The sequence below is a fragment of the Sphaerisporangium melleum genome (genome assembly GCF_014646695.1).
Taxonomy (GTDB): domain Bacteria; phylum Actinomycetota; class Actinomycetes; order Streptosporangiales; family Streptosporangiaceae; genus Sphaerisporangium; species Sphaerisporangium melleum.
The window spans coordinates 24,937-50,817 of record NZ_BMNT01000024.1 but is presented as its reverse complement, the minus strand read 5'-3'; the positions used below and the strand labels follow the sequence as shown (position 1 = coordinate 50,817).

The 25,881-nt window shown below is 72.4% G+C and carries 25 protein-coding genes; 5 read left to right on the top strand and 20 right to left on the bottom strand.

Going from position 1 to position 25,881, the window contains the following annotated elements:
• Positions 1-34 precede the first annotated feature (34 nt).
• The 7 genes from IEY93_RS21500 to IEY93_RS38430 form a co-directional block, all read right to left on the bottom strand.
• A complete protein-coding gene (locus tag IEY93_RS21500) occupies positions 35-724 on the bottom strand; it encodes a response regulator transcription factor (RefSeq protein WP_189164898.1) in 690 nt (229 codons plus the stop codon).
• A 45-nt stretch (positions 725-769) separates the two neighbouring features.
• Positions 770-1,426 (bottom strand): hypothetical protein, encoded by a 657-nt coding sequence (locus tag IEY93_RS21495; protein WP_189164897.1) that lies wholly within the window; start codon positions 1,424-1,426, stop codon positions 770-772.
• Positions 1,427-1,451: 25 nt separating this feature from the next.
• Positions 1,452-2,744, bottom strand: coding sequence for an ABC transporter permease (locus IEY93_RS21490; RefSeq protein ID WP_189164896.1), 1,293 nt, complete (start codon positions 2,742-2,744; stop codon positions 1,452-1,454).
• A complete protein-coding gene (locus tag IEY93_RS21485) occupies positions 2,741-3,469 on the bottom strand; it encodes an ABC transporter ATP-binding protein (protein WP_189164967.1) in 729 nt (242 codons plus the stop codon). Before IEY93_RS21485 ends, IEY93_RS21490 begins: the two co-directional genes overlap by 4 nt.
• 179 nt (positions 3,470-3,648) lie before the next feature.
• On the bottom strand, positions 3,649-4,845 hold the full coding sequence (locus IEY93_RS21480; protein WP_189164895.1) for an efflux RND transporter periplasmic adaptor subunit: 1,197 nt from the start codon (positions 4,843-4,845) through the stop codon (positions 3,649-3,651).
• A gap of 305 nt (positions 4,846-5,150) precedes the next feature.
• Positions 5,151-5,432 (bottom strand): hypothetical protein, encoded by a 282-nt coding sequence (locus tag IEY93_RS39940; protein WP_443728968.1) that lies wholly within the window; start codon positions 5,430-5,432, stop codon positions 5,151-5,153.
• 288 nt (positions 5,433-5,720) lie between these two features.
• Complete coding sequence (locus IEY93_RS38430; RefSeq protein WP_229691355.1) at positions 5,721-6,320, bottom strand: hypothetical protein; 600 nt, start codon at positions 6,318-6,320, stop codon at positions 5,721-5,723.
• A gap of 370 nt (positions 6,321-6,690) precedes the next feature.
• Between IEY93_RS38430 and IEY93_RS38425 the strand changes: the two genes are divergently transcribed.
• Positions 6,691-7,371, top strand: a complete 681-nt coding sequence (locus IEY93_RS38425; RefSeq protein ID WP_229691351.1) for an efflux RND transporter periplasmic adaptor subunit — start codon at positions 6,691-6,693, stop codon at positions 7,369-7,371.
• A 133-nt stretch (positions 7,372-7,504) separates the two neighbouring features.
• Here IEY93_RS38425 and IEY93_RS21470 read toward each other — a convergent pair whose 3' ends face one another.
• From IEY93_RS21470 to IEY93_RS21445, 6 genes are all read right to left on the bottom strand, one after another.
• Complete coding sequence (locus tag IEY93_RS21470; RefSeq protein ID WP_189164893.1) at positions 7,505-8,569, bottom strand: cobalamin-independent methionine synthase II family protein; 1,065 nt, start codon at positions 8,567-8,569, stop codon at positions 7,505-7,507.
• Between the two features lie 432 nt (positions 8,570-9,001).
• Positions 9,002-10,693 (bottom strand): sensor histidine kinase, encoded by a 1,692-nt coding sequence (locus tag IEY93_RS21465; protein WP_307837582.1) that lies wholly within the window; start codon positions 10,691-10,693, stop codon positions 9,002-9,004.
• Positions 10,690-11,391 carry a response regulator transcription factor gene (locus tag IEY93_RS21460; protein ID WP_189164892.1) on the bottom strand — a complete coding sequence of 234 codons (702 nt, stop codon included), beginning with the start codon at positions 11,389-11,391 and terminating at the stop codon, positions 10,690-10,692. The genes IEY93_RS21465 and IEY93_RS21460 overlap by 4 nt, the downstream gene beginning before the upstream one ends.
• Before the next feature lie 23 nt (positions 11,392-11,414).
• Complete coding sequence (gene lhgD / locus IEY93_RS21455; protein ID WP_229691336.1) at positions 11,415-12,599, bottom strand: L-2-hydroxyglutarate dehydrogenase; 1,185 nt, start codon at positions 12,597-12,599, stop codon at positions 11,415-11,417.
• Positions 12,600-12,706: 107 nt separating this feature from the next.
• On the bottom strand, positions 12,707-13,168 hold the full coding sequence (locus IEY93_RS21450; RefSeq protein WP_307837581.1) for a hypothetical protein: 462 nt from the start codon (positions 13,166-13,168) through the stop codon (positions 12,707-12,709).
• A gap of 135 nt (positions 13,169-13,303) precedes the next feature.
• Positions 13,304-14,431, bottom strand: a complete 1,128-nt coding sequence (locus IEY93_RS21445) for a hypothetical protein (RefSeq protein ID WP_189164891.1) — start codon at positions 14,429-14,431, stop codon at positions 13,304-13,306.
• 172 nt (positions 14,432-14,603) lie between these two features.
• Between IEY93_RS21445 and IEY93_RS21440 the strand changes: the two genes are divergently transcribed.
• The gene (locus IEY93_RS21440; RefSeq protein ID WP_189164890.1) at positions 14,604-15,575 is read left to right on the top strand and encodes an aldo/keto reductase; all 972 of its coding nucleotides are present in this window, start codon (positions 14,604-14,606) and stop codon (positions 15,573-15,575) included.
• Between the two features lie 228 nt (positions 15,576-15,803).
• On the opposite strand, the gene thpR is transcribed toward IEY93_RS21440, so the two are convergent.
• The 5 genes from thpR to IEY93_RS21415 form a co-directional block, all read right to left on the bottom strand.
• Positions 15,804-16,370: an RNA 2',3'-cyclic phosphodiesterase gene (gene thpR, locus IEY93_RS21435; RefSeq protein WP_229691335.1), complete on the bottom strand. Its 567-nt coding sequence runs from the start codon at positions 16,368-16,370 to the stop codon at positions 15,804-15,806.
• Positions 16,321-17,568, bottom strand: coding sequence for an MFS transporter (locus tag IEY93_RS21430; protein WP_189164964.1), 1,248 nt, complete (start codon positions 17,566-17,568; stop codon positions 16,321-16,323). The genes thpR and IEY93_RS21430 overlap by 50 nt, the downstream gene beginning before the upstream one ends.
• 236 nt (positions 17,569-17,804) lie before the next feature.
• Complete coding sequence (locus IEY93_RS21425; protein ID WP_189164889.1) at positions 17,805-18,263, bottom strand: MarR family winged helix-turn-helix transcriptional regulator; 459 nt, start codon at positions 18,261-18,263, stop codon at positions 17,805-17,807.
• 248 nt (positions 18,264-18,511) lie between these two features.
• Entirely contained in the window at positions 18,512-19,861 is a 1,350-nt protein-coding gene (locus IEY93_RS21420) for an MFS transporter (RefSeq protein ID WP_189164888.1), read from the bottom strand.
• 104 nt (positions 19,862-19,965) lie between these two features.
• Positions 19,966-20,595 carry a TetR/AcrR family transcriptional regulator gene (locus tag IEY93_RS21415; RefSeq protein ID WP_189164887.1) on the bottom strand — a complete coding sequence of 210 codons (630 nt, stop codon included), beginning with the start codon at positions 20,593-20,595 and terminating at the stop codon, positions 19,966-19,968.
• 129 nt (positions 20,596-20,724) lie between these two features.
• Here IEY93_RS21415 and IEY93_RS21410 point away from each other — a divergent pair, with 129 nt between their 5' ends.
• Both IEY93_RS21410 and IEY93_RS21405 read left to right on the top strand, forming a co-directional pair.
• Positions 20,725-21,315, top strand: a complete 591-nt coding sequence (locus tag IEY93_RS21410; RefSeq protein WP_189164886.1) for a peroxiredoxin-like family protein — start codon at positions 20,725-20,727, stop codon at positions 21,313-21,315.
• Between the two features lie 259 nt (positions 21,316-21,574).
• Positions 21,575-22,429, top strand: a complete 855-nt coding sequence (locus IEY93_RS21405; RefSeq protein ID WP_189164885.1) for a cellulose binding domain-containing protein — start codon at positions 21,575-21,577, stop codon at positions 22,427-22,429.
• Positions 22,430-22,533: 104 nt separating this feature from the next.
• Here IEY93_RS21405 and IEY93_RS21400 read toward each other — a convergent pair whose 3' ends face one another.
• Together IEY93_RS21400 and IEY93_RS21395 are read right to left on the bottom strand one after the other, a co-directional pair.
• Entirely contained in the window at positions 22,534-22,962 is a 429-nt protein-coding gene (locus tag IEY93_RS21400) for a VOC family protein (protein WP_189164884.1), read from the bottom strand.
• A 10-nt stretch (positions 22,963-22,972) separates the two neighbouring features.
• Positions 22,973-23,524, bottom strand: coding sequence for a helix-turn-helix transcriptional regulator (locus tag IEY93_RS21395; protein ID WP_229691333.1), 552 nt, complete (start codon positions 23,522-23,524; stop codon positions 22,973-22,975).
• A gap of 343 nt (positions 23,525-23,867) precedes the next feature.
• Here IEY93_RS21395 and IEY93_RS21390 point away from each other — a divergent pair, with 343 nt between their 5' ends.
• Positions 23,868-25,874 (top strand): ATP-binding SpoIIE family protein phosphatase, encoded by a 2,007-nt coding sequence (locus IEY93_RS21390; RefSeq protein WP_203968443.1) that lies wholly within the window; start codon positions 23,868-23,870, stop codon positions 25,872-25,874.
• The last annotated feature ends 7 nt before the right edge of the window (positions 25,875-25,881 follow it).

Here is a 25,881-nt window from a genome sequence, read left to right as displayed (position 1 = left end):
GCCGGCGGAGGAGCGGGACGGGGCGGCGGGGCGGTCACTGCCGTGGTGCGCGGAGGACGTAGCCCACTCCTCGGAGCGTGTGGATCAGCCGGGGCTCCACCGTGTCGATCTTGCGGCGCAGATAGGAGACGTAGGACTCGACGACGTTCCGGTCCCCGCCGAAGTCGTAGTTCCAGACGTGGTCGAGGATCTGCGCCTTCGACAGCACCCGCCCCGCGTTGACCATGAAGTAGTGCAGCAGCTTGTACTCGGTGGGCGACAGCTTCACCCGCCGGCCCGCCCGCCAGACCTGGTGCCCCTCCTCGTCCAGCTCCAGGTCGGCCACCTGCAGCCGGGTGGGCAGGTCGAGGTCGCCCCTGGTGCGGCGCAGCACCGCGCGGATCCTGGCCAGCACCTCCTCCAGGCTGAACGGCTTGGTCACGTAGTCGTCCCCGAGCCCGAGCCCCTTCAGCTTGTGCTCGGCCTCGTCCCGCGCGGTGAGGAAGAGGACGGGGGTCCGCCTGCCCGCCGCACGAAGCCGGGACGCCACCGCGAATCCGTCCATGTCGGGCAGCATCACGTCGAGCACCACCAGGTCGGGCCGGACCCGCTCGACGAGCTGGACGGCCTCGCGCCCGTCCGCGGCGGTGGTGACGTCGAACCCGGCGTACCGGAGGGTCGCCGACAGCAGCTCACGGATGTTCGGCTCGTCGTCGACCACGAGCAGCCTGGCCTCACCGGGCACGACGCGCCTCCCCTGCCGGTACGGCCCACGGTTCCCGGTCGCGCATCAGCCACGCCCCCGGTTGCCGCCGAATCCGCCGAGGCCGGCCCCGCCCTGGTCGACGGACGTCGCGCTGACCGAGCCGTCGTCGCCGCGCTCGCCCTGGACGACGACGGTGGCGCCCGGCTTGAGGTCCTTCACTTTGCCTTCCTTGCTGACCTGGACCTTCGTGTCGCTGGAGGTCTTGACCGTGACGATGCCGCCGCCCGTCGTCTCCAGGTAGATCTTGCCGCCGTCGACGAGCTTGACCGTGCCGACGGTGACGTTGCCGAACGCGCCGCCCTGCCCGCCGCCGAGGCCCTGTCCCCGCCCCTGTCCCTGCCCTTGCCCTTGCCCTTGGCCTTGCCGCTGGCCTTGACCGCCGGGGAACCCGAACCTGCCGCCGCCCCCCTGCCCGCCGCCCGCGCCGCCGAGCAGCCCCTGGATCGCGGCCTGCCGGGCGTTCGCGACACCCCACAGCTTCTGCACCTGGATGCCCACGATCATGCCGGCGACCAGCAGCACTCCCGCCGCCAGCGCCAGCGTCAGCCTGGACGTGCGGCGCCGCTCGGGACGGGGGGCCGGCTCGGCGTCCAGGTCGTCCTGGAACGGTGAGGTCTCCAGCAGTTCGTGCGCCGTCACCGGCTCCTCCGTCGCGACCGGCTTGCGCCTGCTCGTACTCATGATCACTCCTTGCGGTTGCCGCACGTCACTCGTGCCGCAGCGCCTCGATGGGACGGAGCTTGGCCGCCCGGTTGGCCGGGTAGCTGCCGAAGAACAACCCGATCGCGACCGATACGCCGAGGGCCAGCACGATCGACGCCGGCACCACGACGGGCTGTATGCCGGCGATGGTGAATCTCGTGCCGATCAGCGCGATGGCCACCCCGAGCAGCCCGCCGATCAGGCTGAGCATCGTGGCCTCGGCCAGGAACTGGCCGAGGATCGCGCCGCGCGGCGCGCCGATGGCCTTGCGGATGCCGATCTCCCGGGTCCGCTCGGTGACGGTGACGAGCATGATGTTGGTGATGCCGATGCCGCCGACCAGCAGGCTGATCGCGGCGACCGCGCCGAGCAGCACGGTGAAGGTCCCGGTCGCGGCGCTGACCGTCTCCTGCAGCGTCGCCTGGTTGAGGATGCGGTAGTCGGCGGTGGAGTTCGCGCCGGTGATGCCGTGCCGCTGGTCGAGGACCTGCGTCACCTCCGACTGGGCGGCGTCGACCGCCGTCGCACTCCTGGCCTGGACGATGATCTGGCCGAGGGACCCAAACCCGGTCAGGCTCTGCTGCACGGCGGGCAGCGGCGCGATCGCGATGTCGTCGCCGTCCTGGAATCCGGACGACCCGGACTCCTTGAGCACCCCGATCACGGTGAACGGTACGCCGCCGACGGTGATCTGCTTGCCGAGCGGGTCGACGGCGCCGAACAGGTCCTCGGCCACGGTCCGCCCGATCACGACCACCTTCCGCGCGGCCATGACGTCGTCGTTGAAGAAGTACGACCCGGTGGCCACCGGCTTGTTCGACGCCTCGAAGTAGCTGGGGTAGGTGCCGACGAGCTGCTGGATCGAGTGGCTCGCCCCCTCGTAGGTCGCCGTCTGCGCCGAGGCGGTGACCACCGGGGAGACGCTCTTGACCGAGGGGGCGTTCGCCGGGTCGGCCAGGGCCCTGGCGTCGTCCAGGGTCAGCGGCTTGGCCTGGGTGCGCGGGCCGGTGGCCTGCTGCTGGTCGCGCCCGCCACCGCCGCCACCCAGGCCGAAAGCGCCACCGCCACCGCCACCGCGCCCGCCGCCACCGCCGTTGAACGACTGCATCACGGTGAGAGTGTTGGCGCCGAGCCGCTGGATGTTCTGCTGGATGGCCTGCGAGGAGCCCTCGCCGACCGCGACCAGCATGATCACCGCTGCGACGCCGATCAGGATGCCGAGCGTGGTCAGCGCGCTGCGCATCTTGTTGGCCGTCAGGCCGCGCACGGCGAAGCGCAGGACCTCCAGGGCGTTCATCGGTCCCCCACCGCCTGGGAGGCGAGCCGGGGCGGCGGTCCGTCGACGGGCGCCTGCCTGCGGTCCTCCACGATCAGTCCGTCCACCAGGCGGATCACCCGCTTGGCGTGCCGGGCCACGTCGTCCTCGTGCGTGATCAGCACGATGGTGCGCCCGGCGTCGCTGAGCCGGTCCATGATGGCCAGCACGTCCGCCGTCGACCTGGTGTCGAGGTTGCCGGTCGGCTCGTCGGCCAGCAGCAGCGACGGCGCGGTGACCAGCGCGCGGGCGACCGCCACCCGCTGCTGCTGGCCGCCGGACAGCTCGTTCGGCTCGTGACGCACCCGGTCGGACAGCCCCACCTGCTCCAGCGCCGCGAGCGCCCGCTGCCGGCGCGGCCCGGCGCCCACCCCGCCGTACGCCAGAGGCAGCTCCACGTTGGCCAGCGCGGACATGCGGGGGATGAGGTTGAACGACTGGAAGACGAAGCCGATCTTCCGGTTGCGCAGGATGGCGAGCCGCCGATCGTCCAGCAGCCCGACATCGGTGCCGTCGATCAGGTACCTGCCGCCGGTCGGCACGTCCAGGCAGCCGAGGATGTTCATCAGCGTCGACTTGCCGGACCCGGACGCGCCCATGATCGCGACGTAGTCGCCGCGCCCGACCGCGAGCGAGACGCCGCGCAGCGCGTGCACCTGTGCGTCGCCCTCGCCGTAGACCTTGGTCACCCCGCGCACGTCCAGCACGGGCGGCGTCGTACCCGCCGCGCACTGACCGGCCCGCGTGCCCTGCTCCGCCGGCCGGGCGTCCTGCCTTGCCTGGTCATCCTGCCCTTGGCGAGCGTCCTGTGCCTGGCGATGCCCCTCGCGGGCGTCCCGCCACAGCGGCCCGCCGCCTCCGGGGCCGGGCCGGGCGTCCGAGGGCGTCACCGGCCACCCCCGCCACCGCCACCGCCGCCGGAGATGCGGATCGCGCCGCCACCGGGGAAGCCACCGCCGGGGAAGCCGCCCCGCAGGTCGCCGGTGCCGCCGCCCGTGCTCCGCACCACCTGGTCGCCCTCGGCGAGCCCGGACTTGATCTCGGTGAGGGTGTCCCCCTTGACGCCGATCTCGACGGTCCTGGTGGCCTGTGCGCCGTTCGCCAGGACCGTGACGGTGTTCTGGCCGCCCGCGGTTCTGACCGCCGAAGTGGGAACGACCAGTGCGTCGTCCGCCTTGGCCACGATGACCTGGACGGAGGTGGTCTGGCCGAGCCGCACCGTCTTCGGCACATCGGTGAGCGAGATGGTCGCGGCGTACTGGACCACGTTGTTGCTGGTCTGCGCCACCGGGTCGATCAGGGCGATCTTGCCGGAGGCGGTGACACCGGGCAGCGCGTCGAAGGTCACCGTGGCCGTCTGGCCGCGCTTGAGCTTCGTCACGTCCGACTCGGTGAAGTCCCCGACCACCTGCAGGCGCTTGGTGTCGGCGACCTCGATGAAGCCACTGGAGCCGGAGGAACTCGCGGAGCTCGCGGAGCTCGCGGAGCTCGACGAACCCGACGAACCGGAGGAGCCGCCCGCGCGAGAACTTCCCGAAGCGGACGACGAGCCACTGGACGACGATCCGCTCGAACCGGAGGACGAGCCGCCGGCCGTCCCGTTCACGGCGGTGACCGTGCCGCTGAACGGCGCCTTGAGCACCGTCCCGTCGAGCGTGCGCTTGGCGTCCCGGTAGGCGTTCCTCGCCTGGACGTACTGCGAGTAGCCCGACGCGGTGGAGGTGTCGCCGTCCTCGGCCGCGCTCAGGCTCGCCTGTGCGGCGTCGAGGTCCTCCTGAGCGGCGGTGTCGTCGAGGCGGGCCAGGATCTGGCCCTTGGTGACCTTGTCCCCGGCCTCGACGTAGATCTTCTCGACCGTGCCGCTCGTACTGAAGCTCAGCGACCGGGTCTTCGCGCTCTCCACGGAGCCGGAGGCCGAGACCGACGACAGGACGGTCCCCCGCGTGACCGGCGTGGTGACGGGTGCCGCCTCCGCGGCGGAGCCCCCGTTCAGGGAGGCGTACGCCACGCCGGCGCCTCCCAGCAACAGCACCCCGAGGGCGCCGTTCACGATCAGCGCTCTGCGCTTCGTCGACAGCTTCACGATCCCCGAGCCTGGACCACGCCGCTTGGGCCAACCTCCGCCGTCCCTGAAGGTTTGCTGAAAGCCGCGGCCGTCCGCGCCGCGCAGGGCCCGGACGGGACGGACCGGGGGAGGGTGGCGGGGACGGAGTCCCAGCTCAGGGGATCGCGCCGGATCCGGATCCACAGGAAACTCTCAGGCCGGGCTGAGCTTGGCGTCACGTCGGGTCACCAGGATGGCCGCATGAGATCGAGCACTCCGCCAACCGCCGTACGCGCCGGGGGACTCGCCCTCGCCGGCATCGTCCTGGTGGCCGCCGGGCTGGTCTACCTGGGGGACGCGAGCACCCCCGCGACCACGCGGGTCGAGCTGGCCTCGGCCAGGCGGGGCACGATCGTCAGCGGCGTCTCGGCGGCGGGGAGCACCGTGGACGCCCATGAGCGTGACCTGGCCTTCGGCGCCGACGGCACGGTGGAGAAGGTGTACGTGTCGGCCGGCCAGAAGGTGCGCGCGGGGCAGGTGCTGGCGCGGGTGGACGACACGATCGCGCGGGAGGACCACGACGCGGCCAAGGCGTCGCTCGCCGCGGCGGAGGAGACGCTGGACAAGCTCGAAGAGGCGCAGAACACCTCCGGCCGATCGTCCGGACAGCCTGGACAGTCCGGACAATCCGGGCAAGGCGCCGGACGGCCCTCCCGGGTGCCTTCAGGACGGCCATCCGCACAGCCCTCAGCACGACCGACCGGACAACCCTCTCCGACCTGTCCGCTGCCGAACGCGACGCCGCGGCCCTCGCAGTCCGGCCGTCCCGGTACGCCCACGCCCGAGCCCAGCGTCGGCTACCCCGTCACCCCGTCCCCTTTCCGCCCGGTCGCGGTGACGGTGGCCCCGGCGGCCTACTCGGCGTGGTCCGTTAAGCCGACGGCGAGCGGGGAAAGCACAGGTGACACGACCGGCAGTACATCCACGACCAGTGGCGGCGGGGCCTCCGCGGCCACCCCGAACCCCACACCGACGCCGACGCCGACGGTCACGCCTACACCTGCCGCCACGCCCACGGCCGCTCCGGCGCGCAGGTCCACTCCCGCCCCCGCCTCCTCCCGGACACCGGCCCCGACCTCGGAAAAGCCGGCCCGGAAGGCGGGTCCCCGGGGGACCGCCAAGGACGACTCCACGTCAGGCCCGGACGCCACGCCCACGTCCTCACGTGCTCCCTCCCTGAAGCCGAAGCCCACGTCCTCGCGAGCAGCCTCCGGAAAACCGACGCCCCCCTTCTCGGCGGCTCCCGCAGAGAAGCCCAAGGTCACATCCGCGTCCACGCACGCCGCTGACCGGGAGCGGAGGCCGGAGCGGACCGTGACCTCAACGCCCTCCCGGCCCCACCCCACGGCGACCGCTTCCGGCACCGGCGGAACCGCGACGTCACGATCCCGCGGCACCGCGACCACCCCCCGTACGGGCACGTCCGCCGAGCCCTCCCGCTCGCCCGCTCCCACGCCGACGGCCCTGCCCACTCGCACGGAGTCGCCGCACCCGGCCCCCACGCCGACGGCCCTGCCCACTCGCGCGGAGTCGCCGCACCCGGCCCCGACGGTGGTTCCGGTCGTCCCGCGGCCGGCCGATCCGGCTCCCGGCCCCGAGCACGGTGACCCGGCGACCCCGCAGCCGTCGCCGACCTGCGGCCCTCCTGGGGATCAGAACGACGACCAGAACAACGGCGGTCAGAGCGGAAAGCCCGCCCGGCCGACCGACCAAGCAGGGCAGAACGGCCAGAAGGGTCAAGGCGGACGCGGAGGCCAGGGCGGCTCGGCCGGCGCGGCGGGTATGGCGGGTCAAAACCGCCAAGGCGGCCAAGGAGGCCAGGCGGTGACCACGGTCGCCGAGGCCGAGGCGAACATCGCCAAGGCCAAGACGGCGCTGCGGCAGGCCGAAGAGGCGCTGGACGGAGTCGCCATCAAAGCCCCTGCGGCCGGGACGATCCTCGCCGTGTCCGGCACGGCAGGGACACAGGCCACCGCCGGGTCGTCGTTCATCACGCTCGGCGACCTGGACGAACTGCAGGTGCGGGCCATGTTCTCCCAGACCGATGTCGTCCGGCTGAAGGTCGGCCAGACCGCCACGGTGTCCCTGGCCACCCGGCCCGGCGCGACCTACCGCGGCAGGGTCGCGCACATCGACGTGACCGCGACGGCCAACGGGCAGCTCGTGCAGTACGGCGTGACGATCGCCTTCGAACGTCGCCCGAAGGGACTGCTGCTGGGGCAGACGGCGACCGTGCGGGTGACCCTGGACGAGGCGGAGAACGCCGTGTACGTGCCGGCGCAGGCGGTGCGGACCAGGGCGGACGGCGCGGCGACGGTGCTCGTGCGCGCCGGCGGGCGAGCCGTCGAGCGGACCGTCCGGCTCGGCGTGCGGGGTGACCAGTACGTGGAGGTCACCTCGGGCCTGTCGGCGGGCGACCAGGTCGAACTTCCCGGAAGCTCGGCCGGCGGCTTCCCCGACGACGGCTTCCCGGACCTCACCGCCCCGAGCCCCACGTCCTCCTGATCAGGACGGTCAAGCACCGCCTGGTGAGGTGCCCTCCTCCGGTGAGGGAGGGCACCCGCCACGTTCGCCGGCTCACCGGTCACCCCGGACCTGCCGGAGAGCCCTCCCGGCAGGTCGGCGGCGACCGTGTCGCTCAGGCGCCGAGGGACTCGGCGGCGAGCGCGGTGCCCTGGACGCGGGCCGCGATCTTGGCGAAGGCGGTCTCCCGCGAGGTGGAGGTGTCGTCGGCGAACGGGGAGAACCCGCAGTCGTCACAGGTCCCGAGCCGGTCCACGGGCAGGTGACGGGCCGCCTCCAGCACCCGGTCGCGCACCTCCTCCGGCGTCTCGACCCGCGGGTCGATCGGGTCGGTCACCCCGACGAAGATCTTGGCCTCGGCCGGCAGGTGGGCGGCGATGATGTCCAGGACCCGCCCCCGGTCCGGCTCGCTGGCCAGTTGTACGTAGAAGTTGCCCGCACGCAGGGCGAACAGCTTCGGCAGCAGGCCCGCGTAGTCGACGTCGGCGCTGTGCGTGGAGTCCTGGTCGCCGCCCGGGCAGGTGTGGACGCCGATGCGCGCGCGTTCGGCGTCGCTGAAGCGTTCGAGCACCTGGTTGTTGAGGTCGACGAACTGCTCCAGCAGCCCGCCGCTGGGGTCGAGCTTGAGCGAGAGCCGTCCCTCGGTGAAGTCGAGCTGCACGACGTGAGCGCCCGCGTCGAGGCAGCCGCGGATGTCGGCCTCGGCCTCGGCGATCAGGTCGTCGATGAACGCCTTGCGCGGATAGTCCCCGATCCCGTCGGCCGGGTACAGCAGGCTGAGCGCCGAGGGCGCGATGACGGCCTGCTTCACCGGCAGGCCGGTGTGGCCGAGCGCGGCGCGCAGGTACGTCGCGGCGTGCTGCCCGTAGCGGAACGGCCCGGCCGTCAGCCGGGGCAGCTGCCGCGTGTGACCGTCGGCGAACGGGATGACCGCGCCGTCGCCGGCCAGCGCGTCCAGCCCGTGGAGCGGGTAGGTGGCGAAGCTGGGCTTGGACTGCTCGCCGTCGACCAGGACGGGACAGCCGATCTGCTCCAGCCGGGTGATCGTGTCGGCGACCGCGGCGTCCTGCGCGGCGGTCAGATCGTCGTCCCCGATGCGCCCGGCGGCGTGGTCGGCCATCGCGGCCAGCAGCTCGGGGGAACGGGGGATGCTGCCGATTGGTTCGGTAGGGATGCCCATGCCGCGAGCGTAGACAGAGATCCACGGCCCGATCAATGATCATTTACGACCCGGCGGTACGGAGTGACGATCGGGCGGAGACGAACGCTCCCCCGGGAGGAGGACAAGTCATCCCATAGCGGAGGTGAGTACACCTCAGTAGTAAAGGGACACCTCTCTTCGAGATGGGCGGAGTGAGCGCCTCCCTCGCGACCGACCCCCGCCGGTGCCTCCCGCGAGGGGAAAGCCGGGGTCGCCGTCCTCGGGCCCGGTGTGCTCTCCTACCTACGCCGGGCACCTGCTTGCCGTCCGACGCGATGCTCCCGCGGCGCCGCGTCGGCGGGACCGCGTACGGCGAATGCCGACGCCGCCCCGGGGCGATAATCCGGCAGACCTTTCCGGTCACCGCACTCGCCGGCGCCTCGCCGCCGATGCGACGGACGCGAGGAGCGATCAACCGGCGGTCGCGGGGCCGAGCACGTCCGGAGAGAGGGGCAGGTCCACGCGGAACGTGGCGCCGGCGCCCGGAGCGGTCTCCAGGGTGACGGTGCCTCCGTGCGCGGCGACCAGCCCGGCCACGATGGCCAGCCCGAGCCCGCTCCCCCCGGAAGCCGCCGCCCGGGAGGCTTCCGCCCCAAGCGATCCGGTCCGAAGTGGTGCCGTTCGCGGGGCTTCCGTTCGGGGCGGGTCGCTGCGAGGCGGCCCTGGTTCGCCGTCGCCTACGCCCTCCTGCCCCGGGGATGGGTCGCTCGGGACGCCGCTCTCGCCTGCCTGACCGTCCGATGCGGCCGACGGGGGCAGGGCGGGGGCGCGGGAGCGGGCCGGGTCGGCGCGGTAGAAGCGTTCGAAGACCCGCTCGGCCTGGTCGGGGGCGAGCCCGGGGCCCTTGTCCGCCACCTCCAGGAACGCGGTCGTCCCCGCCGCTCCCGCCCGTACGGTGATCGGCGTGCCGGCCGGAGTGTGGACGAGGGCGTTGCTCACCAGGTTCCCGATGATCTGACGGAGCCGCACCTCGTCACCGGAGACGATGGGCGCGACGTCCCCGGAGACCTCCAGCGCGATGGCGCGGCCGGCGGCCAGGATGCGGGCCTCCTGCACGGCGTCGGCGGCCAGGGCGAGCAGGTCCACCGAGGTCATGGCGAGCGGCCGCTGCTGGTCGAGGCGGGCGAGCAGCAGCAGGTCCTCGACCAGGACGCCCATCCGGGTGGCGGCGTCCTCGACGCGGCGCATGAGGCGGGCGGGGTCGCCGGCCGGGTTCTGCCGGTAGAACTCGGCGAACCCGCGGATCGAGGTCAGCGGGGTGCGCAGTTCATGGGAGGCGTCGGCGACGAACCTGCGCATGCGCTGCTCGGAGGTACGGGCCGCGGCCTCGGAGATCTCGCGGGCGCGGAAGGCCGACTCGATCTGGGCGAGCATGCCGTTCAAGGACACCGCGAGGCTGCCCACCTCGGTGCGCGGGTCACGGTCGGGCACCCGGCGGCCGAGGTCACCGGCGGCGATGGCCGCGGCGGCGTGTTCCATCTCCACCAGCGGCCGCAGGCTCCTGCGCACGATGACCACGCCGAGCACGGCAAGGATGATCATGACGGCGCCGCCGCCCAGCAGTTCGGTGACCGCGAGCCGCGTGGTGATCTGGCTGACCGACGACAGGTCGATCGCGATGACGAAACTCCCCACGTCCGGGATCGACACGGCGCGCAACCGCCATTCCCCGCCCCCGGACGCGGCCGGGACGGTCTGCGGACGCCAGGGCGCCCCGGACAGATCGGGCAGCACGGGCCCGGGCCGGTGCTCGGCCTCCAGGCCGGCGAGGGTCACCAGGAGGGCGCCGTCCCGGTCCCGGACCTGGATCAGCCCGTCGGGCGGCACACGGCTGCCGAGCCCGGGTCCGAGTCCGGAACCCGGGCCGAGACCGGAGCCGCGTTGCAGGCGCCGCGCGACATCCTGGGCGAAGGTCGCGAGTTGCTGGTCCACCCGGTCGAGCAGGTAGCCGCGGAGCACCGACACGCTGCCGGCGCCGATGCCCGCGAGCGCGATGGCGACCAGGGCCAGCATGGCGGCGATCAGCTTGATCCGCAGCGGCGTCCGGGCGGACAGGGCCGCGACCTTCGTGCGCGTGCGGGCGAGCGGCGGGAGCGGGTTCACGCCGGAGGCACCCGCAGGACGTAGCCGACACCGCGCAGGGTGTGGATCAGCCGGGGCGTACCGGTGTCGATCTTCCGGCGGAGCACGGAGACGTACGACTCGACGATGCCGGCGTCGCCGCGGAAGTCGTAGTCCCACACGTGGTCCAGGATCTGCGCCTTGGACAGCACCCGTCCGGCGTTGGCCATGAAATAGCGCAGCAGCTTGAACTCGGTGGGCGACAGCGGGATGACCTGGCCGCGCCGCCACACCTCGTGGCTCTCCTCGTCCAGCTCGATGTCGGCGAAGGTCATCCGGGGCGGCGGCACCGCCGGGTCGCCCGCGGTGCGGCGCAGCACGGCGCGGATGCGGGCGATCACCTCCTCCAGGCTGAACGGCTTGGTCACATAGTCGTCCCCGCCGAGCGTCAGCCCTCTGATCTTGTCCTCGGTGGCGTCCTTGGCGGTCAGGAACAGCACCGGTGTGTGCGCGCCGCCGCTGCGCAGGCGCCGTACCACCTGGAATCCGTCCATGTCCGGCAGCATGACGTCCAGGACGATCAGATCCGGCCGCTGGTGCTGGACGGCCGCCACCGCGTGGGCCCCGCTGGACGCCGTGGTCACCGAGAAGCCGGCGAACCGCAGGCTGGCGGCCAGCAGTTCCAGGATGTTGGGATCGTCCTCGACGACCAGCAGTCGGGCTTCAGGCGTTTCGGTCACCTTCCTATAGTGGCCTCATCGCCCTAAGCCGGAATGAAAGAAACGATGTGCCGGGCGATCGCCAGGCTGGACGTCGCCGCGGGCGAGGGCGCGTTGCGCACCAGGATCACCCGGCCGTGGACGTCCACCACGAAGTCGTCCACGAGGGACCCGTCCCGGCCGACCGCCTGGGCGCGCACGCCGCCGGTGGTCCGCACCAGGTCCTGCGCCACGAGGCTCGGCACGTACCGGCGGGCGGCCCGCAGGAAGGAGCCCTTGACCAGCGAGCCGTAGACCTCGGCCAGACCGGTGCGCCAGTGCGCTGCGGCCATCCGGCGGGTTCCCGGCCAGGTGAGGATGTCGCGCAGGTCCCGCGGCGACACCCGGCCCCACGAGTACCCCTCCCGGGCCAGTGCCGGCACGGCGTTCGGCCCGACGAGCACCTCCCCGTCGATGCGGCGGGTCAGGTGGACGCCGAGGAACGGGTAGCGCGGGTCGGGGACGGGGTAGACCAGGCCGCGCACCAGGTCCTTGGCCTGGCCGGTCAGCTTGTAGTACTCCCCGCGGAACGGGACGATGCGCACGTCACCGGGGTGCCCGCTCATCGCGGCGACGGCGTCGGAGCCGAGGCCCGCGCAGGCGACCAGCCGGTCGAAGGTCAGCCGGGCCCGGCCGGCCAGCACCTGGACGCCGCTCGCCGTCTCCCGCAGGGCCCGCACCGGCTGCCCCAGCCGTACGGAACCGCCGCCCTCGGTGACGTCGCGGGCCATGCGGCGGGCGACGGCGGGGAAGTCCGCGATCGCGGTGTGCGGGGAGTGCACGGCGCCGACGCCGACGGCGTGCGGTTCGACCTCGCGCAGCCCGAGGGCGTCCAGCTCGGCGATGCCCGGCACGCCGTTCTCCCTGGCCCGCGCGGCGATGCGCCGCAGGCCGGGACGCTCGGCGGCGGTGGAGGCGATGACGAGCTTGCCCACCTCCTCGAACGGAATGCGGTGCTCGGCGCAGTATTCGCGCAGCATCGCCGCGCCGTCCCGGCACAGCCGGGCCTTGAGCGAGCCGGGGGTGTAGTAGATGCCGGCGTGCACGACGCCGCTGTTGCGGCCGGTCTGGTGAACGGCGACCCGGTCCTCTTTGTCGAGGACCGTCACGGTGGCACCGCGTGCGGCCAGCTCCCGGGCCACGGCCAGGCCGAGGATGCCTGCCCCGATTATTCCGATTCGCTCGCTCACAACCCGCTATCTTCCCTGGTTTGACGAACCGGCGCCATACGACGCCTTGCGCCCAGGCCCTCTGGACGACCCGGCCGAGCAAGGCCCCCCATGCGGCCGATCATCGGCTAGGAGCGGCGCTGACGTCCCCGAGCCGACGGGTCCTCCCCGGTACGGCCGGCTTGGCCGCCATGGGGAGGTGCGGTCGCCACGCGGGCGGCGGAGGGGTCCAGCCGGGGGACGAACGGCTCGCCGCGCAGGGCATGTTCGACCAGTTCGACCGCGGCGGCCAGCCGGACGAGACGCGGCCCCTCCTGGCGGTAGGTCGCGAGGACGGCCTCGACGGCGTGCGGGGGCAGGTGGTCCTTCAGGTCGACCGCCGCGCGCCGGTAGCCGGCGCGCGCGGCCTCCACCATGGCGTTCACGTGGTAGGCGGCCATGCGCGCCAGGGCGAGCGGGTGCCGCCGCAGCACGCCGTAGCCCCGGTAGTCGGGGGGAACCGCGTCGAGCAGCCAGGCCACCGCCGAGGACTCCCAGTCGGGGCTCCCCGGCGGACGGACCTCGGGCGGCCATTCGGGCGGCAGGTACACGCCGGAAAGTGTATCGAATGTCTGTTCGATAGGCGTCTGGGCGGTATGGAGTTTGGCGAGATCTTTCGCCCTTCTTGTCCAAGCTTGGGACGCTCTAGGGCAACGGACGGCCGAGCGGAGAAGAAGGCCCCGTGGTCAGGTGACCCGGCGGGCGATGATCGCGATGATGCCGGTGGCACCGAAGGCGACGCCGAGCCACAGCGCGATCAGCGTGCCCGGCACCCCACCGTCGTCCCCGTCGTCCCGCGCCGCCGCCTGCGAGGCGGAGGCGTTCGGGGCGCCGGCGGGCCGGGACGGCGTGGCCGAGGCCGGCGGAGTCTCGGCGACGCGGGCGGGCGCGCGCGACCCGGACGGGAGGGCCGCCGCCGGGAGCGGGACCTGGTAGACGGGGCTGTTCGCCCCCTCGGTGCCGGTGAGCAGCGACCGGCCGTCCCGGGTGTAGGCGATCGACTCCGCCTGCTGCAGCGACGGCATGGACACGCGGGTGATCAGGTCGCCCGGCGCCCGGTAGACCGACGCCGAGAAGTACGTGCGGATGACGAAGCTCGACCCGTCGGGCGCGTACGCGGCATCGGTGGCCATGATAGGAGCGGGGGCGACCCGGCGCAGGATGTTGACCTTGTCCGTGCGCAGTCTGGCCGGCGCGGCGTACACCGACCCGGCGAACTCCTTGCTCACCACGTACAGCCGCCCCGTGGCCGGGTGGACCATGATGCCCTCGGCGTTGCGGTTGCCGTCCTTGTAGCGGAAGCGGTAGCGGACCGCCTGGACGGTGGCGTCCCGCAGGACCTTCGGCTCGGCCACCTTGTAGATCGAGTAGTCCGGCCAGCCGCCGTTCAGGTTGTCCCCGATGTCGGCGAACCACAGCACACTCTGCCCGGTCTGCGGGTCCACCGAGGCGGCCATGGCCTCCCAGTCGCGCGACGCGGCGCCGGCCACGGTGAACGTCGCCAGGGTGCGCCCGTCGGCGCCGACCGCGTAGAACTGCGCGCCCGCACCGCTGTCGTTGTGGGTGTAGACGACGTTCTTGTGCGTCGGCGAGACGGCGAGGCCGCTGGACTCGGTGATGCGCGGGTCCTTGAACCGGAACAGCAGCCGCTGCTTGTCGTCCGCGGGTCTCTCGGCCTTGCCACGCGGCGCGGTGAGCGCCGGCGCCGTGCCGGCGAAGGCGGCCGGCGCCGCCACCGCGGCCGGGACCGCGACCGCCATGCCGAACGCGGCCAGCACTCGAACCACCGCGATCATCCGTCTGCTGCTCCCCACCCGCCCATCATGCCCCGCACCCCGGACCGGCGCGCCGCGGCGATCCCCCGTCCACCCCTGGAGTTGGGATAGGTCTGGTCAGGTCCGTCCGAGCACCCATTACCGGCCGGCCCGAAACAGCGTCCACGGGGGGCTGGGCTGGAGTGCACTCCAGGTGTCTAGGGTGAGTGGCATGGAATACGCACACCTTGGGCGCTCCGGTCTCACCGTGAGCCGGCTGTGCCTTGGCACCATGAACTTCGGGCCCGAGACCTCGGAAGAGGACTCGCACGCCATCATGGATCGGGCCCACGAACTGGGGATCAACTTCTTCGACACGGCCAACGTCTACGGCTGGAAGAAGGGCGAGGGCGTAACCGAGCAGATCATCGGGCGGTGGTTCGCCAAGGGCGGCGGGCGGCGCGAGCGCACCGTCATCGCCACCAAGCTGAACGGCTCGATGGGCGACTGGCCGAATGACGGCAAGCTGTCCGCGCTGCACATCCGCCGCGCCTGTGACGCGTCGCTGAAGCGCCTGCAGACCGACTACATCGACCTGTACCAGATGCACCACGTCGACCGGGAGACCCCGATCGACGAGATCTGGGAGGCCATGGAGGTCCTGCGACAGCAGGGCAAGATCATTTATGTCGGGTCGTCGAACTTCGCCGGGTGGCACATCACGGCCGCCCAGGAGGCCGCCAAGCGGCGCTCCTTCACCGGCCTGGTGTCGGAGCAGTCGCACTACAACCTGCTCACCCGCACGGTGGAGCTGGAGGTCCTGCCCGCCTGTGACGCGTACGGCCTCGGGGTGATCCCCTGGAGCCCGCTCGCGGGCGGCCTGCTCGGCGGCATTCTCCGTAAGATCGACAAGGGTCGCAGCGCCGCCGACCGCGTGCTGGCCGAGCTGGACAAGCACCGCGACAAGATCGAGCGGTACGAGGCGTTCTGCGATGAGCTCGGCGAGCAGCCGGCCGACGTCGCGCTCGCCTGGCTGCTGCGCCAGCAGGCGGTCACCGGTCCGATCGTCGGCCCGCGCACGCTGGAGCAGCTCGACGGCAGCCTGCGCGCGCTGGAGATCGACCTGGACGACAAGGCGCTCGCCCGTCTCGACGAGATCTTCCCCGGTCCCGGCGGTCCGGCTCCGGAGGCCTACGCCTGGTGACCGGCCGGCGCCCGGTCCTGAACGGCCGGTGCCCGCTCTGACCGAGCGGCACCGCCGGAGGGCGCCTTCCGGGAGGGGCCCCGGGTGCGCCCGGGGCCCTCTTCACACCACTCCCGGGGCCACCGGCGACCTGCCTACGACAACAGCGCGCCGATCACCACGATGATCACGAGAAGCGCGAGCACGGTGGGCAGCAGCCAGCGTCGAGGACGATCCACGCATCGGAGCCTAGCCGTGCCCGGTGAGTGGCCACGCCGCGAGCACCTCGTACCGCACCGACGCCCCGAGGTGGCTGCGGACCAGGTGGACCTCTTCGGCCCGCCAGGGCGTCCCGTCGAAGGCGGCCAGCGCCTCGACCAGCGGACGCGCGTCGACCCCGCCGCGCGGGCGGGCACGCGCGAGGGTCAGGTGCGGGCGGAACGGCTTGTCCGAGGTCTGCGCGGCCCCGGCGCGCCGCGCGCCGGCGGCGAGGGAGGCGGCCAGGCGGGACAACTCGGCTCCGCCGCCCCGCAGGCCGAGCCACACGACCTGCGCCCTGGACGGGGAGGAGAACGCCCCTCCGGCTCCGAACGACAGCGTCATCGGCGGGTAGCGGCCCGCGGCCCGGGCCAGCCGGGTGGCCAGGCGCGGCAACGTCTCTTCGCCGACCTCGCCGAGGAAGGCCATGGTGACGTGCCAGAGCTCCGGTGCGACCCAGCGCAGGTCGGGCCAGCCGCCCCGGTGCGGCTCGACGGCCTCGGCGACCTCAGCGAGCGCCTTCGGGGGCGGCGACAACGCCACGAACAGCCGCACCACGCGTCCTTTCCTCGGCGAACCGGGTGAGCAGTATCGCCAGGCCGACACCCACCAGGCACATGACCCCGCAGAGCACCACGCCCCAGCGCGGCCCGGCCAGCTCGCCGATCCAGCCGACCAGCGGTGCGCCGATGGGGGCGCCACCGGTGAACACCAGGACATAGATTCCCATGACGCGGCCGCGCATCTCAGGTGAGGCCGCGAGCTGCACCGAGGAGTTGGCCGTGGTGTTCGTCGTGATCATGGCCATGCCCGCCGGGATCAGCAGGAGCAGGAAGACCGGGTAGGAGGGCGCGAGCCCCGAGGCGATCTCGGCCGCCCCGAAGCAGACGGCGCCGCCGATCAGCAGCCGGCGGGACGGGCGCACCCGCCGCGCGGCCAGCAGCGCCCCGCCGAGGGCGCCGATCGCGAACGTGCTGGACGCCACTCCGAACGATGAGGCGTCCTGCCCGAAGACCTGCTTGGCCATCAGGGCGATGCTCATCGAGAAGCTGGTCGCGAACATCGCGACGAAGGCCACCAGCAGGATCGGCATGAGCAGCTCGGGCCGTTGCCAGACGTGCCACAGCCCCTCGCGTAGCTGCCCCTTCGCCCGCGGAAGCGGCTCGGGGGTGCTCAGCTCCGAGCCGCGCATCAGCACCAGGCCGGCGATCACGGCGGCGAACGAGGCCGCGTTGAGGATGAAGATCGGCCCGGTGCCGCCGAGCGCGTAGATCAGCACACCGGCCAGGGCGGGGCCGACGACCCGTGCGAGGTTGAAGGTCGAGCTGTTCAGCGCGATGGCGTTGGCCAGGTCGTCACGGCCGACCATCTCGACGACGAACGACTGCCGCGTGGGCACCTCCACGCAGGACACCAGGCCCAGCAGGAACGCCATGACGTACACGTGCCACACCTGGGCGTGCCCGGTGACGGTGAGCAGGCCCATGGTGAGCGCCAGCAGGCCCATGAGCGACTGCGCGGCCATGAGCAACGGCCGCTTGGGGTAGCGGTCGGCGAGCATGCCGCCCCACAGGCCGAACAGGACCACCGGGAGGAACTGCAGGGCGGTCGTCACGCCGAGGGCGGCCGAGCTGCCGTGGGTGAGCTCCAGGACCAGCCAGTCCTGCGCGGTGCGCTGCATCCACGTGCCGATGTTGGACACGACGCCGCCGGAGACGAACAGGCGGTAGTTGTGGTTGCGCAGGGACCGGAACATGCCGCCTTTGGCCGGGGGGACGGCCTCGGCTCCCTGGATCTCCTCGGCCTCCACCTCGCCAAGCTCCCATCTGCGCACGTCCTCCGCCTTCGCGGACGAGGTGACCGTACCGGCCTCACGTGGCGCCGTGAGCCCGATGTCCACAGCCTGTGGACGAACGGCGGGCGCGGCCGGCCGGTGCCGGCCGGTGAGGGCGTCGTCCACGGCCGGCGCACGCACAGGCTGTGGACGAACGGTCACATCTGCGAAAGCTTCTCCAGGATCGGCGCGGCCGCCCGCAGGGTCGCGCGTTCCTCGGGCGTCAGCTCCTTCAACCGCTGCGCCAGCCATGCCTCCTTGCCGCGGCGCTCCTCCTTCAGCAGTCCTCGCCCGGTCTCCGTCACACTGACGACCACCTGCCGCCGGTCGGTCTGCCGGGGAGTGCGCGCGACCAGCCCCCGCTCCTCCAGCGCGGCGATCACCCGCGTCATCGAGGGTGGCTGCATCTTCTCGAGCTCGGCGAGCTCGCCAGGAGTGATCTCTGAGCGCCGTTCTACGGCGGCGAGCGTCGCCGCCTGAGTGGGGGTCAGCTTGTGCGCCCCGCCCTGCCGGCGGAGCCGTCTGGTCAGCCGCGCCAGTGAGACGCGCAGCGCGGAAGCCAGCCCGGCGTCGCTGCGCAGGTCCAACGGGCGCTCCGTCTTGGGGATCTTTAGCATGAGTCATTACCTTTGCTAACTATATCCGGCATGCGATGATTCCAGGCCATAAGAGGTACTTGTCAAAGAAGATCATCGGGCACGACCGGCGCCCAAGCGGACCGCCTCCAGGCCGTCGCCCCTGCCACCGGACCCGGCCCGACGCCCAGGACGTGCCGGCCGGCCCGCCCCGGGCCACGACAGCGCCACCCGTACCAGGCCTGGACGAGCCCGGCGTGGCGGCTCTGCCGGGCAGGCGGGTGCCCGGCCTAGGCAGGGTCGGCCTGAGGCTCGCCCTGAGCAGACTCGGCAGCGACGGGGCCGGCGGAAGCGGCGCCGGCCGGGGACGTGGACGAGACCGGCGGGGGCGGGATGACCCCGGCACCGAGGCCGCTGGAGCCCACGGCGCGCATCGTGCGCACCTGGCGGGACAGCAGGCTGAACCCCGACACCAGGACGATCAGGGCCCCGGCGCCGTACTGCGTGGGCGCGGGCCCGATCTTCTCCGCGATCGGGCCGGCGAGCAACGCGCCGAGCGGCATCGCCGTGACCGACCCGAGGGCGTCGTAGGCGGAGACGCGGGCCAGCCGGTCGGCGGGCACGTTGCGGGCGAGCGCCACGCTCCACTGGACGGCCATGACCTCCATGCTGAGGCCGAAGAACACCGCGGCGAGGAACACCGCGGGCAGCGGCCAGTGCATCGCCAGCGACAGCGGCGGGATCGCGAACACGGCGCCGACGATCGCGACGAACAGGATGGGCCGCTTCGGGGCGAAACGCAGGGAGAGCAGTCCGCCGATGATCAGCCCGAGCGCCTCCGCCGAGGCGATCGCGCCCCACGCCGTCGCACCTCCGAGCTCGGCCTTGGCGACCGCGGGACCGAGCACCATGAACCCGCCGTACCAGGCCATCAGGATGACGCAGTACTGCACGACGATCACCCACAGCCAGGTGTGCGAGGCGAACTCCGACCAGCCGTCCCGCAGGTCGGACAGCATGCCGGCGCCCCCGCCCTCCGCGTGGCCGGTGACGCGGATGGCGAGCAGCAGCGGGATCGTGCCGAGCAGGCCGACGCCGCAGACCGTCAGCGCCCACCCGGGGCCGACGGCCGCGACCACCACACCGGCGACCGCGGCGCCGCCCATCTGGGCGCCGTTCATCGCGAGCCTGCTGATCGCGTTGGCCTGCTGGAGCAGCTCGTCCGGCACGATCTTGGGCAGCAGGGCCTGCGAGGCCGGGTAGAACACGGCCATCCCCACGCCGGTCAGCGCCTCCAGCACGATCATGTGCCACAGCAGCACGTGGCCGCCGAGCACGAGGATGCCCAGCAGCCCCTCCGCCACCGCGATCATGATGTTGGCGGCGACCACGACCCGCTGCGGCGGCACCCGATCGGCCACGACCCCGCTGATCAGCGTGAACACCAGCGAAGGCGCGATCTGCGCGGCGAGCACGTACGACAGGTCGGCGGTCGAGCCGGTGAGGTCCAGCACGGCGAAGGAGACGCCCACCAGCGAGAAGGCCACGGCCGCCGGCGCGAGCAGCCGATCGGCGAGAAGCAGCCGGAAGTCACGGATCGCGAGCACCGGGAAGCGACGGGCGAGGGCGCGCCAAGGCATGACCATCTGTCCGTTCAGCTGGGGAAACGGCGTTTGACAGTAGCTCCGCGTCCTGCGGCCGGGCAAACCCTTTTCCGCCCGCCGGCCTCAGCGCGACCCCGTGCTCACCCCTCGTCCATCGCGAGGAACGTGCGCAGGCCGGCCAGCAGCACCGCCAGCCCTTGGCCGAACTCCTCGCCGGGCGGCACCTCGCGCGCCTCGCGCGCCGTCTCGGCCAGCAACGGGAACTCCTCGCGCGGCAGCCCCGCCATGATCCCGGTGCCGGCGCCGGACAGCGGGCCGAGGTGCTCCAGTTGCAACGAACCGACCAGGTGCCCCAGCAGCGCACGCAAGGCGAGGACCCGGCGGCGGCCGGTGAAGCCGGCCCCGGCCAGGACGCCGAGGATCGCCTCGGTCCAGCGCAGCAGGGCGGCGGAGGTGTGGCGGTGCGTCATCGTCAGCGGCACCACCTCCGGATGGACGCGGACGGCCGCGCGCACCCGCTCGACCAGCGCGGTGACCTGATCGGTCCAGGAACCCGGCGGCGGCGAGACGTCCACGCCGGCCAGCACCCGCTCGACGACCAGCCCTTCCAGCTGCTCCCGGTCACTGACGTAGCGGTACAGCGACATCGTGCCCATGCCCAGCTCCACGGCGACCGCCCGCATCGAGAGCGCGGCGAGGCCGTCCCGGTCGATCACCGCCAGCGCGGCGGCGGCGAGGTCGTCATGGCTGAGTGAACGAGGGCGGGGCACGGGTTGACAGCGTACAACATACGCTCATAACGTCGTAAGCGTACACCGCACGCCTACAGCGATCCGGGGCGGCACGCCGGGTGAACGGCGACCCGCCGCCGGCCTCTCATCAACCCTCTGGAGCCCCGCATGCCACCGAACCGACCCGCCCGCCTGACCACCGGAACGCCGATCTCCCCGCGCAGCCTCGACTCGGTCACCGGCGCCCCCGTCTCCGTGCCGGACGCCGGATGGCTCACCCACCTGCAGTTCCGGCGTTTCGCCGGATGTCCCGTGTGCAACCTGCACCTTCGCTCCATCGTCGCCCGGCACGACGAGATCACCGCGGCGGGCGTCCGCGAAGTGGTCGTCTTCCACTCCCCCGCCGAGGAACTGCGGCAGCACGTGACCGGCCTGCCCTTCCCCGTCGTCGCCGATCCGGGCAAGCGGCTCTACGCCGAGTTCGGCGTGGAGTCCGCCCCGCGCGCCCTGCTCGACCCGCGCGCCTGGGGACCGATCGTCTGGGGGATCCTGCGCGACCTCGGCCCCGTCCTGCTCCGGCGGCGCCCCCTGCCCTCCTCCGTCCAGCCGGGCGGCCGCCTCGGTCTGCCCGCCGACTTCCTCATCGGCCCTGACGGTCGCGTGCTCGCCGCCAAGTACGGCGAGCACGCCTACGACCAGTGGCCCGTCGACACCATCCTCGCCCTCGCCCGCACCCCCTCCACCACCTCGCACCCCTGACCGGCCCGCCCGGACCCGCGCCCGAGGCCCTGCCTCCGCGGCCGGCCACGCGTTCGCCGCGATGGCGGACCTCGGCCGGAACGCCGCGTCCTCGTCCGCCCTCATGCCGCGACCACCAGGACGGGGACCCCTGGTTGAACGGTTCATCGGCGACCAGCACGTCTGGGACGGGACGGCCGGCCACGCTTTACGAAGCGGCGCGGGTGCTTCACGCTCGCTTGCGGAAGTCGTCACCGTCATCGGACCGATAGAGGCAACGATGAGACTCCGCACGCTGCGTTCGTGGGCGGCCCTGGCCGTCGCGTTCCTCGCCCTCTCCCTGCCCCTCGTCTCCGGGGCGTACGCCGCCGTCTCACGAACGTCCGCGACCGGCCTCGGCGCCGCGTCCGGCACGCGGGCCGCCGCCGACGTCACGCCTCCGTCCAAGCCGACCGGCGTGCGCGAGTACTGCCTCGCCGACTACCCCGGCGTGGCGTTCTGCTGGCAGCCGTCGACCGACAACGTCGGGGTCGTCGCCTACGACATCTACCGCGAGACCACGGCGGGGTTCGTCAAGGCCGGAACGGTGCCGAGCGGTTCCTACCCGATGTTCGCCGAGAGCGGCCTGGTCACCGGGCAGTACTACACCTACTACGTGGTGGCCAGGGACGCCGCCGGCAACGTCAGCCAGCCGTCCGACCTGTTCAAGGCCCTCGCCCGACCCGGCCTCCCGGTCCCCACCCCGTCGCCCACGCCGAGTCCGAAGCCCACGCCCACGCCCACGCCCACGCCGACACCGACGCCCACGCCTGGTCTGTCGTGCTCGGTGACCTACGGGGTCACGGTCTGGAACACCGGCCTGAGCGCCTGGGTCACGATCAAGAACACCGGCGCGACCCCGATCGACGGCTGGACGCTGGTCATCGAGTGGGCGCCGCCCGGCCCGCGCCTCACCTCGTGGCACTCGGCGTCGTGGAGCCAGAACGGCACTCGTTTCAGCGCCCAGAACCTGCCCTGGAACAGCGTCATCCCGCCCGGTGGGTCGGTGCAGACCGGCTTCAACGCCGCGCACGACGGCGTCGCGCCCACTCCCATCGGCTTCTATCTCAACGGCGTCCGCTGCGCGACCACCTGACACGGCGTGCGGACGACCGCGACGAGGAACGGGCGGCAGGAGCCCGAGGAACCCGGCCTGACGGACCTGAGCCGGCCGTCAGGGCACGGGACGCCGGTGGACGATCAGGCGAAGTCCTCCGGCGTGAACTCCTTGGGCTCCACCAGCACCAGCCAGTTGCCCGAGTTGTCGCGGATGACGGCCTCGACGCCGTACGGCCGATCGGAGGGCTCCTGCAGGAAGGTCACGCCCTTGGCGGACAGCTCCTCGTAGGTCTTCCGGCAGTCGTCGACCCGCAGGCCGAGACCGCCCATCTGCCCCTTCTCCAGCTGCTTTCGATAGAAGGCCGCCGTCTCCTCGTCGAGCGGCGGCCCCGGCTTCGACAGAGTGATCTCCAGCTCGGGTTGGCTTGGATGGAAGACCGTCACCCAGCGGTAGTCCTTGCCCATGTGGACGTCGGCCCCGGCGGCGAAGCCGAGGACATCGACGTAGAAGTCGCGGGCCTCGTCCTGGTCGAGGCAGTAGACGGTCGTCAGCGAGACGTTGGTAATCATGCGAGAGAAGCTAGCCGACCTCGCTGAACTGCGGCTTCTCCAAAATTGCACAATCGCGGCCCTCGTCCGCCGGGCCTTGGCCCGCGGGATCCACCTCTCCGGCGCCACCACCCTCCCGGCCATCGGCGCCGGCCTCGGGGGCGACGTTACGCGAGGGGTCCAGCACTCCGGCCATGAACAAATAGCATCCGGGCACCCGCGGAGCGCCGTGCGCGGCCCAGCGGTCGCGGTACGCGCTCGGGCTCTCGCCGACCATCCGGTGGAACTTCGCCGAGAACGACCCGAGGCTGGTGAACCCGACCGCCATGCAGATCTCGGTCACCGTCAGGTTGGCGTACCTCAGCAGGTCCTGCGCGCGTTCCAGCCGGCGGCGCAGGACGTAGCGGTTCGGCGTCTCGCCGTAGGCCGCCTCGAAACAGCGGATGAAGTAGAACTTCGAGATCCCGGCGACGGCGGCGAGCCGATCGAGGTCAAGGTCGCTCTGGTAGTGGCGGTCGATGTGGTCGCGCGCCAGCCGCAGCCGGGGCAGCAACGCCGCCGGCACCGTCCGTTTCCCGCCCACCTCACGACACTAACCCAGCCGTGCCCGTCCTATCCCCTGGTCAGGCCCGGGGATGGGAAGCCCGGAATCGGAGGGCCGCGTGACCCGGCCGAGCCGTCCAGCCGGCCGCGGCGCGTGTTGAACCCCTCTGGGCCCGGCCGAAGCCGCAGGATCCGGAACAGGGCCCGCAGCATACGCGTCCGCAGCCGTACTTGCCGGATTTCTTTACGTTCCATCACGTAGCGTGGCATATGTCGGTATCCCTCGTTGAGTGCGCTGTGCTCGGCGGTCCAGCAAGAGAAGGAGGATGTTGGGGGATAACCTCGCAGCTGCCCAGGAACCGCTGGGGCACGTCCTGCGCCACATGAGCGACGGATTCCTCGTGGTGGACGACGACTGGCGCATCACCTTCGCGAACCTGGAAGCCGAACGCATCCTCGCCTCCGCCGCCGATCCGGCCGGACGGTCACTTTGGGATGTCCTCCGCGAGGCCGGCGTCCCCCACCTCGAAGCCCGGCGGCGGTCCGCCGACGGCATGCCGGTCGATCTGGACGTCCAATGGCGCACCGGCCGGTCCTGGTACCGCATGCGCCAGAGCCCCTTCCCCGGAGGAATGGCGATCCGCCTGAGCGACGTCACCGCCCAGCACAGACACAAGGAGGAGCGCGCCGGCACCGAACGGGCCGCCGCGCGACGCGTCGCCAGGATCCAGCAGCTGACCGGGGCGCTCGCGGACGCGCTGACCGTCCAGGACGTCGTGGACGCGGTCGCCGACAACGTCCTGCCGCCGTTCGGCGCCACCGGTCTGAGCATCTTCTACCGGGGAGAGGACGAACGCCTGCGCGCCGTGGGCGCCGTCGGGTACTCACAGGATTTCGTCACCGACACCCTGGACCTGCCGCTGGCGGACGACTGGCCGATCGCGCGCGCGATGCGCGAACGCTCCCCGGTGTTCATCACCTCGGCCGATGACTTCGTCAAATGCCACCCGAGCCTGGCCCACGTGCCGGCGGAGGGCGGCAAGAACGCGTGGGTCGCACTGCCGCTGATCGCCTCGGGATACGCCATGGGCGGCTGCGTCATCGCCTTCGACCGGTCGCGTACCTTCAGCGCCGAGGAACGCAACCTGTTCACCGCGATCAGCGGCCTGGTCGCCCAGGCCCTGGAACGCGCCCGCCTCTACGACGCCGAACACAACCGCGCCCAGGAACTGCAGCGCGGTCTCCTGCCCCGCGCGCTCCCCTCACCGCCCGCCGTCCGCACCGCGGCCCGCTACCTGCCCGCCGGCAAGGACATGGAGGTGGGCGGCGACTGGTACGACGTGATGCGGCTGTCCGCCGAACGCGTCGCCCTCGTGATCGGCGACGTCATGGGGCACGGGGTGTCCCAGGCCGCCACCATGGGCCGGCTGAGCACGGCCGTGCACGCCCTGGCCGACCTCGAACTACCGCCCGACGAACTGCTCACCCACCTCAACGACCTGGTGGCCAGGTTCGGGGACGACTCCTACGCGACCTGCCTGTACATGATCTACGACCCCACCACCGGGGAGTGCGTGTTCTCCCGTGCGGGCCACCCCCCTCCGGCCGTCTTCCGCCCGGGCGGCCCCGTCTTCTACCCCGACGGCGACCCCGATCCGCCCCTGGGCGCCGCGTCCCCGCCTTTCGACACCTTCCGGATGCACCTGCCCGAGGGCAGCCTGCTGGTGCTCTACACCGACGGCCTGGTCGAATCGGCCACCCTGGAGATCGACCAGGGCATGGCGGAGCTCGCCCGGGTCCTGACCACCGCCCTGGCGCAGGACGCCGTACCCCTGGAGATCTGCGACACCCTTCCGCCGCCGGGGCCCGCGGTCGTCCGCAAGGAGCAGAACCGCCTGGAATCGCTGTGCGACGCCCTCACCACCACCCTGCTCCCGGGCCAGCACTCCACCACCGACGACACGGCCCTGCTCATCGCATGCACCCACAGGTTGCCGGCCGGCGACGTCGCCTCCTGGCCGCTGCGTGAAGAGGCCACGGCCGCCGGGCAGGCCCGCGGGCACGTCCGGGACCAGCTCGCCTCCTGGGGACTGGAGGAGCTGACGGTGACCACGGAGCTGCTCGCCAGCGAGCTCGTGGCCAACGTCGTACGGCACGCCAAAGGCCCCATCCGGCTACGCCTGCTCCGCGGCGAGGTGCTCACCTGCGAGGTCTCCGACGGCAGTCTCAGCACGCCCCGGATCCGCCGCTCGTCGGAGACCGACGAGGGGGGACGCGGGCTGCAACTGGTGGCCGCCCTCTCCAGCCGCTGGGGCACCCGCTACACCGCCACCGGCAAATGCATCTGGACCGAACAACTCCTCCCCACCACCCCACCACAACCCACCTGACCGCCGT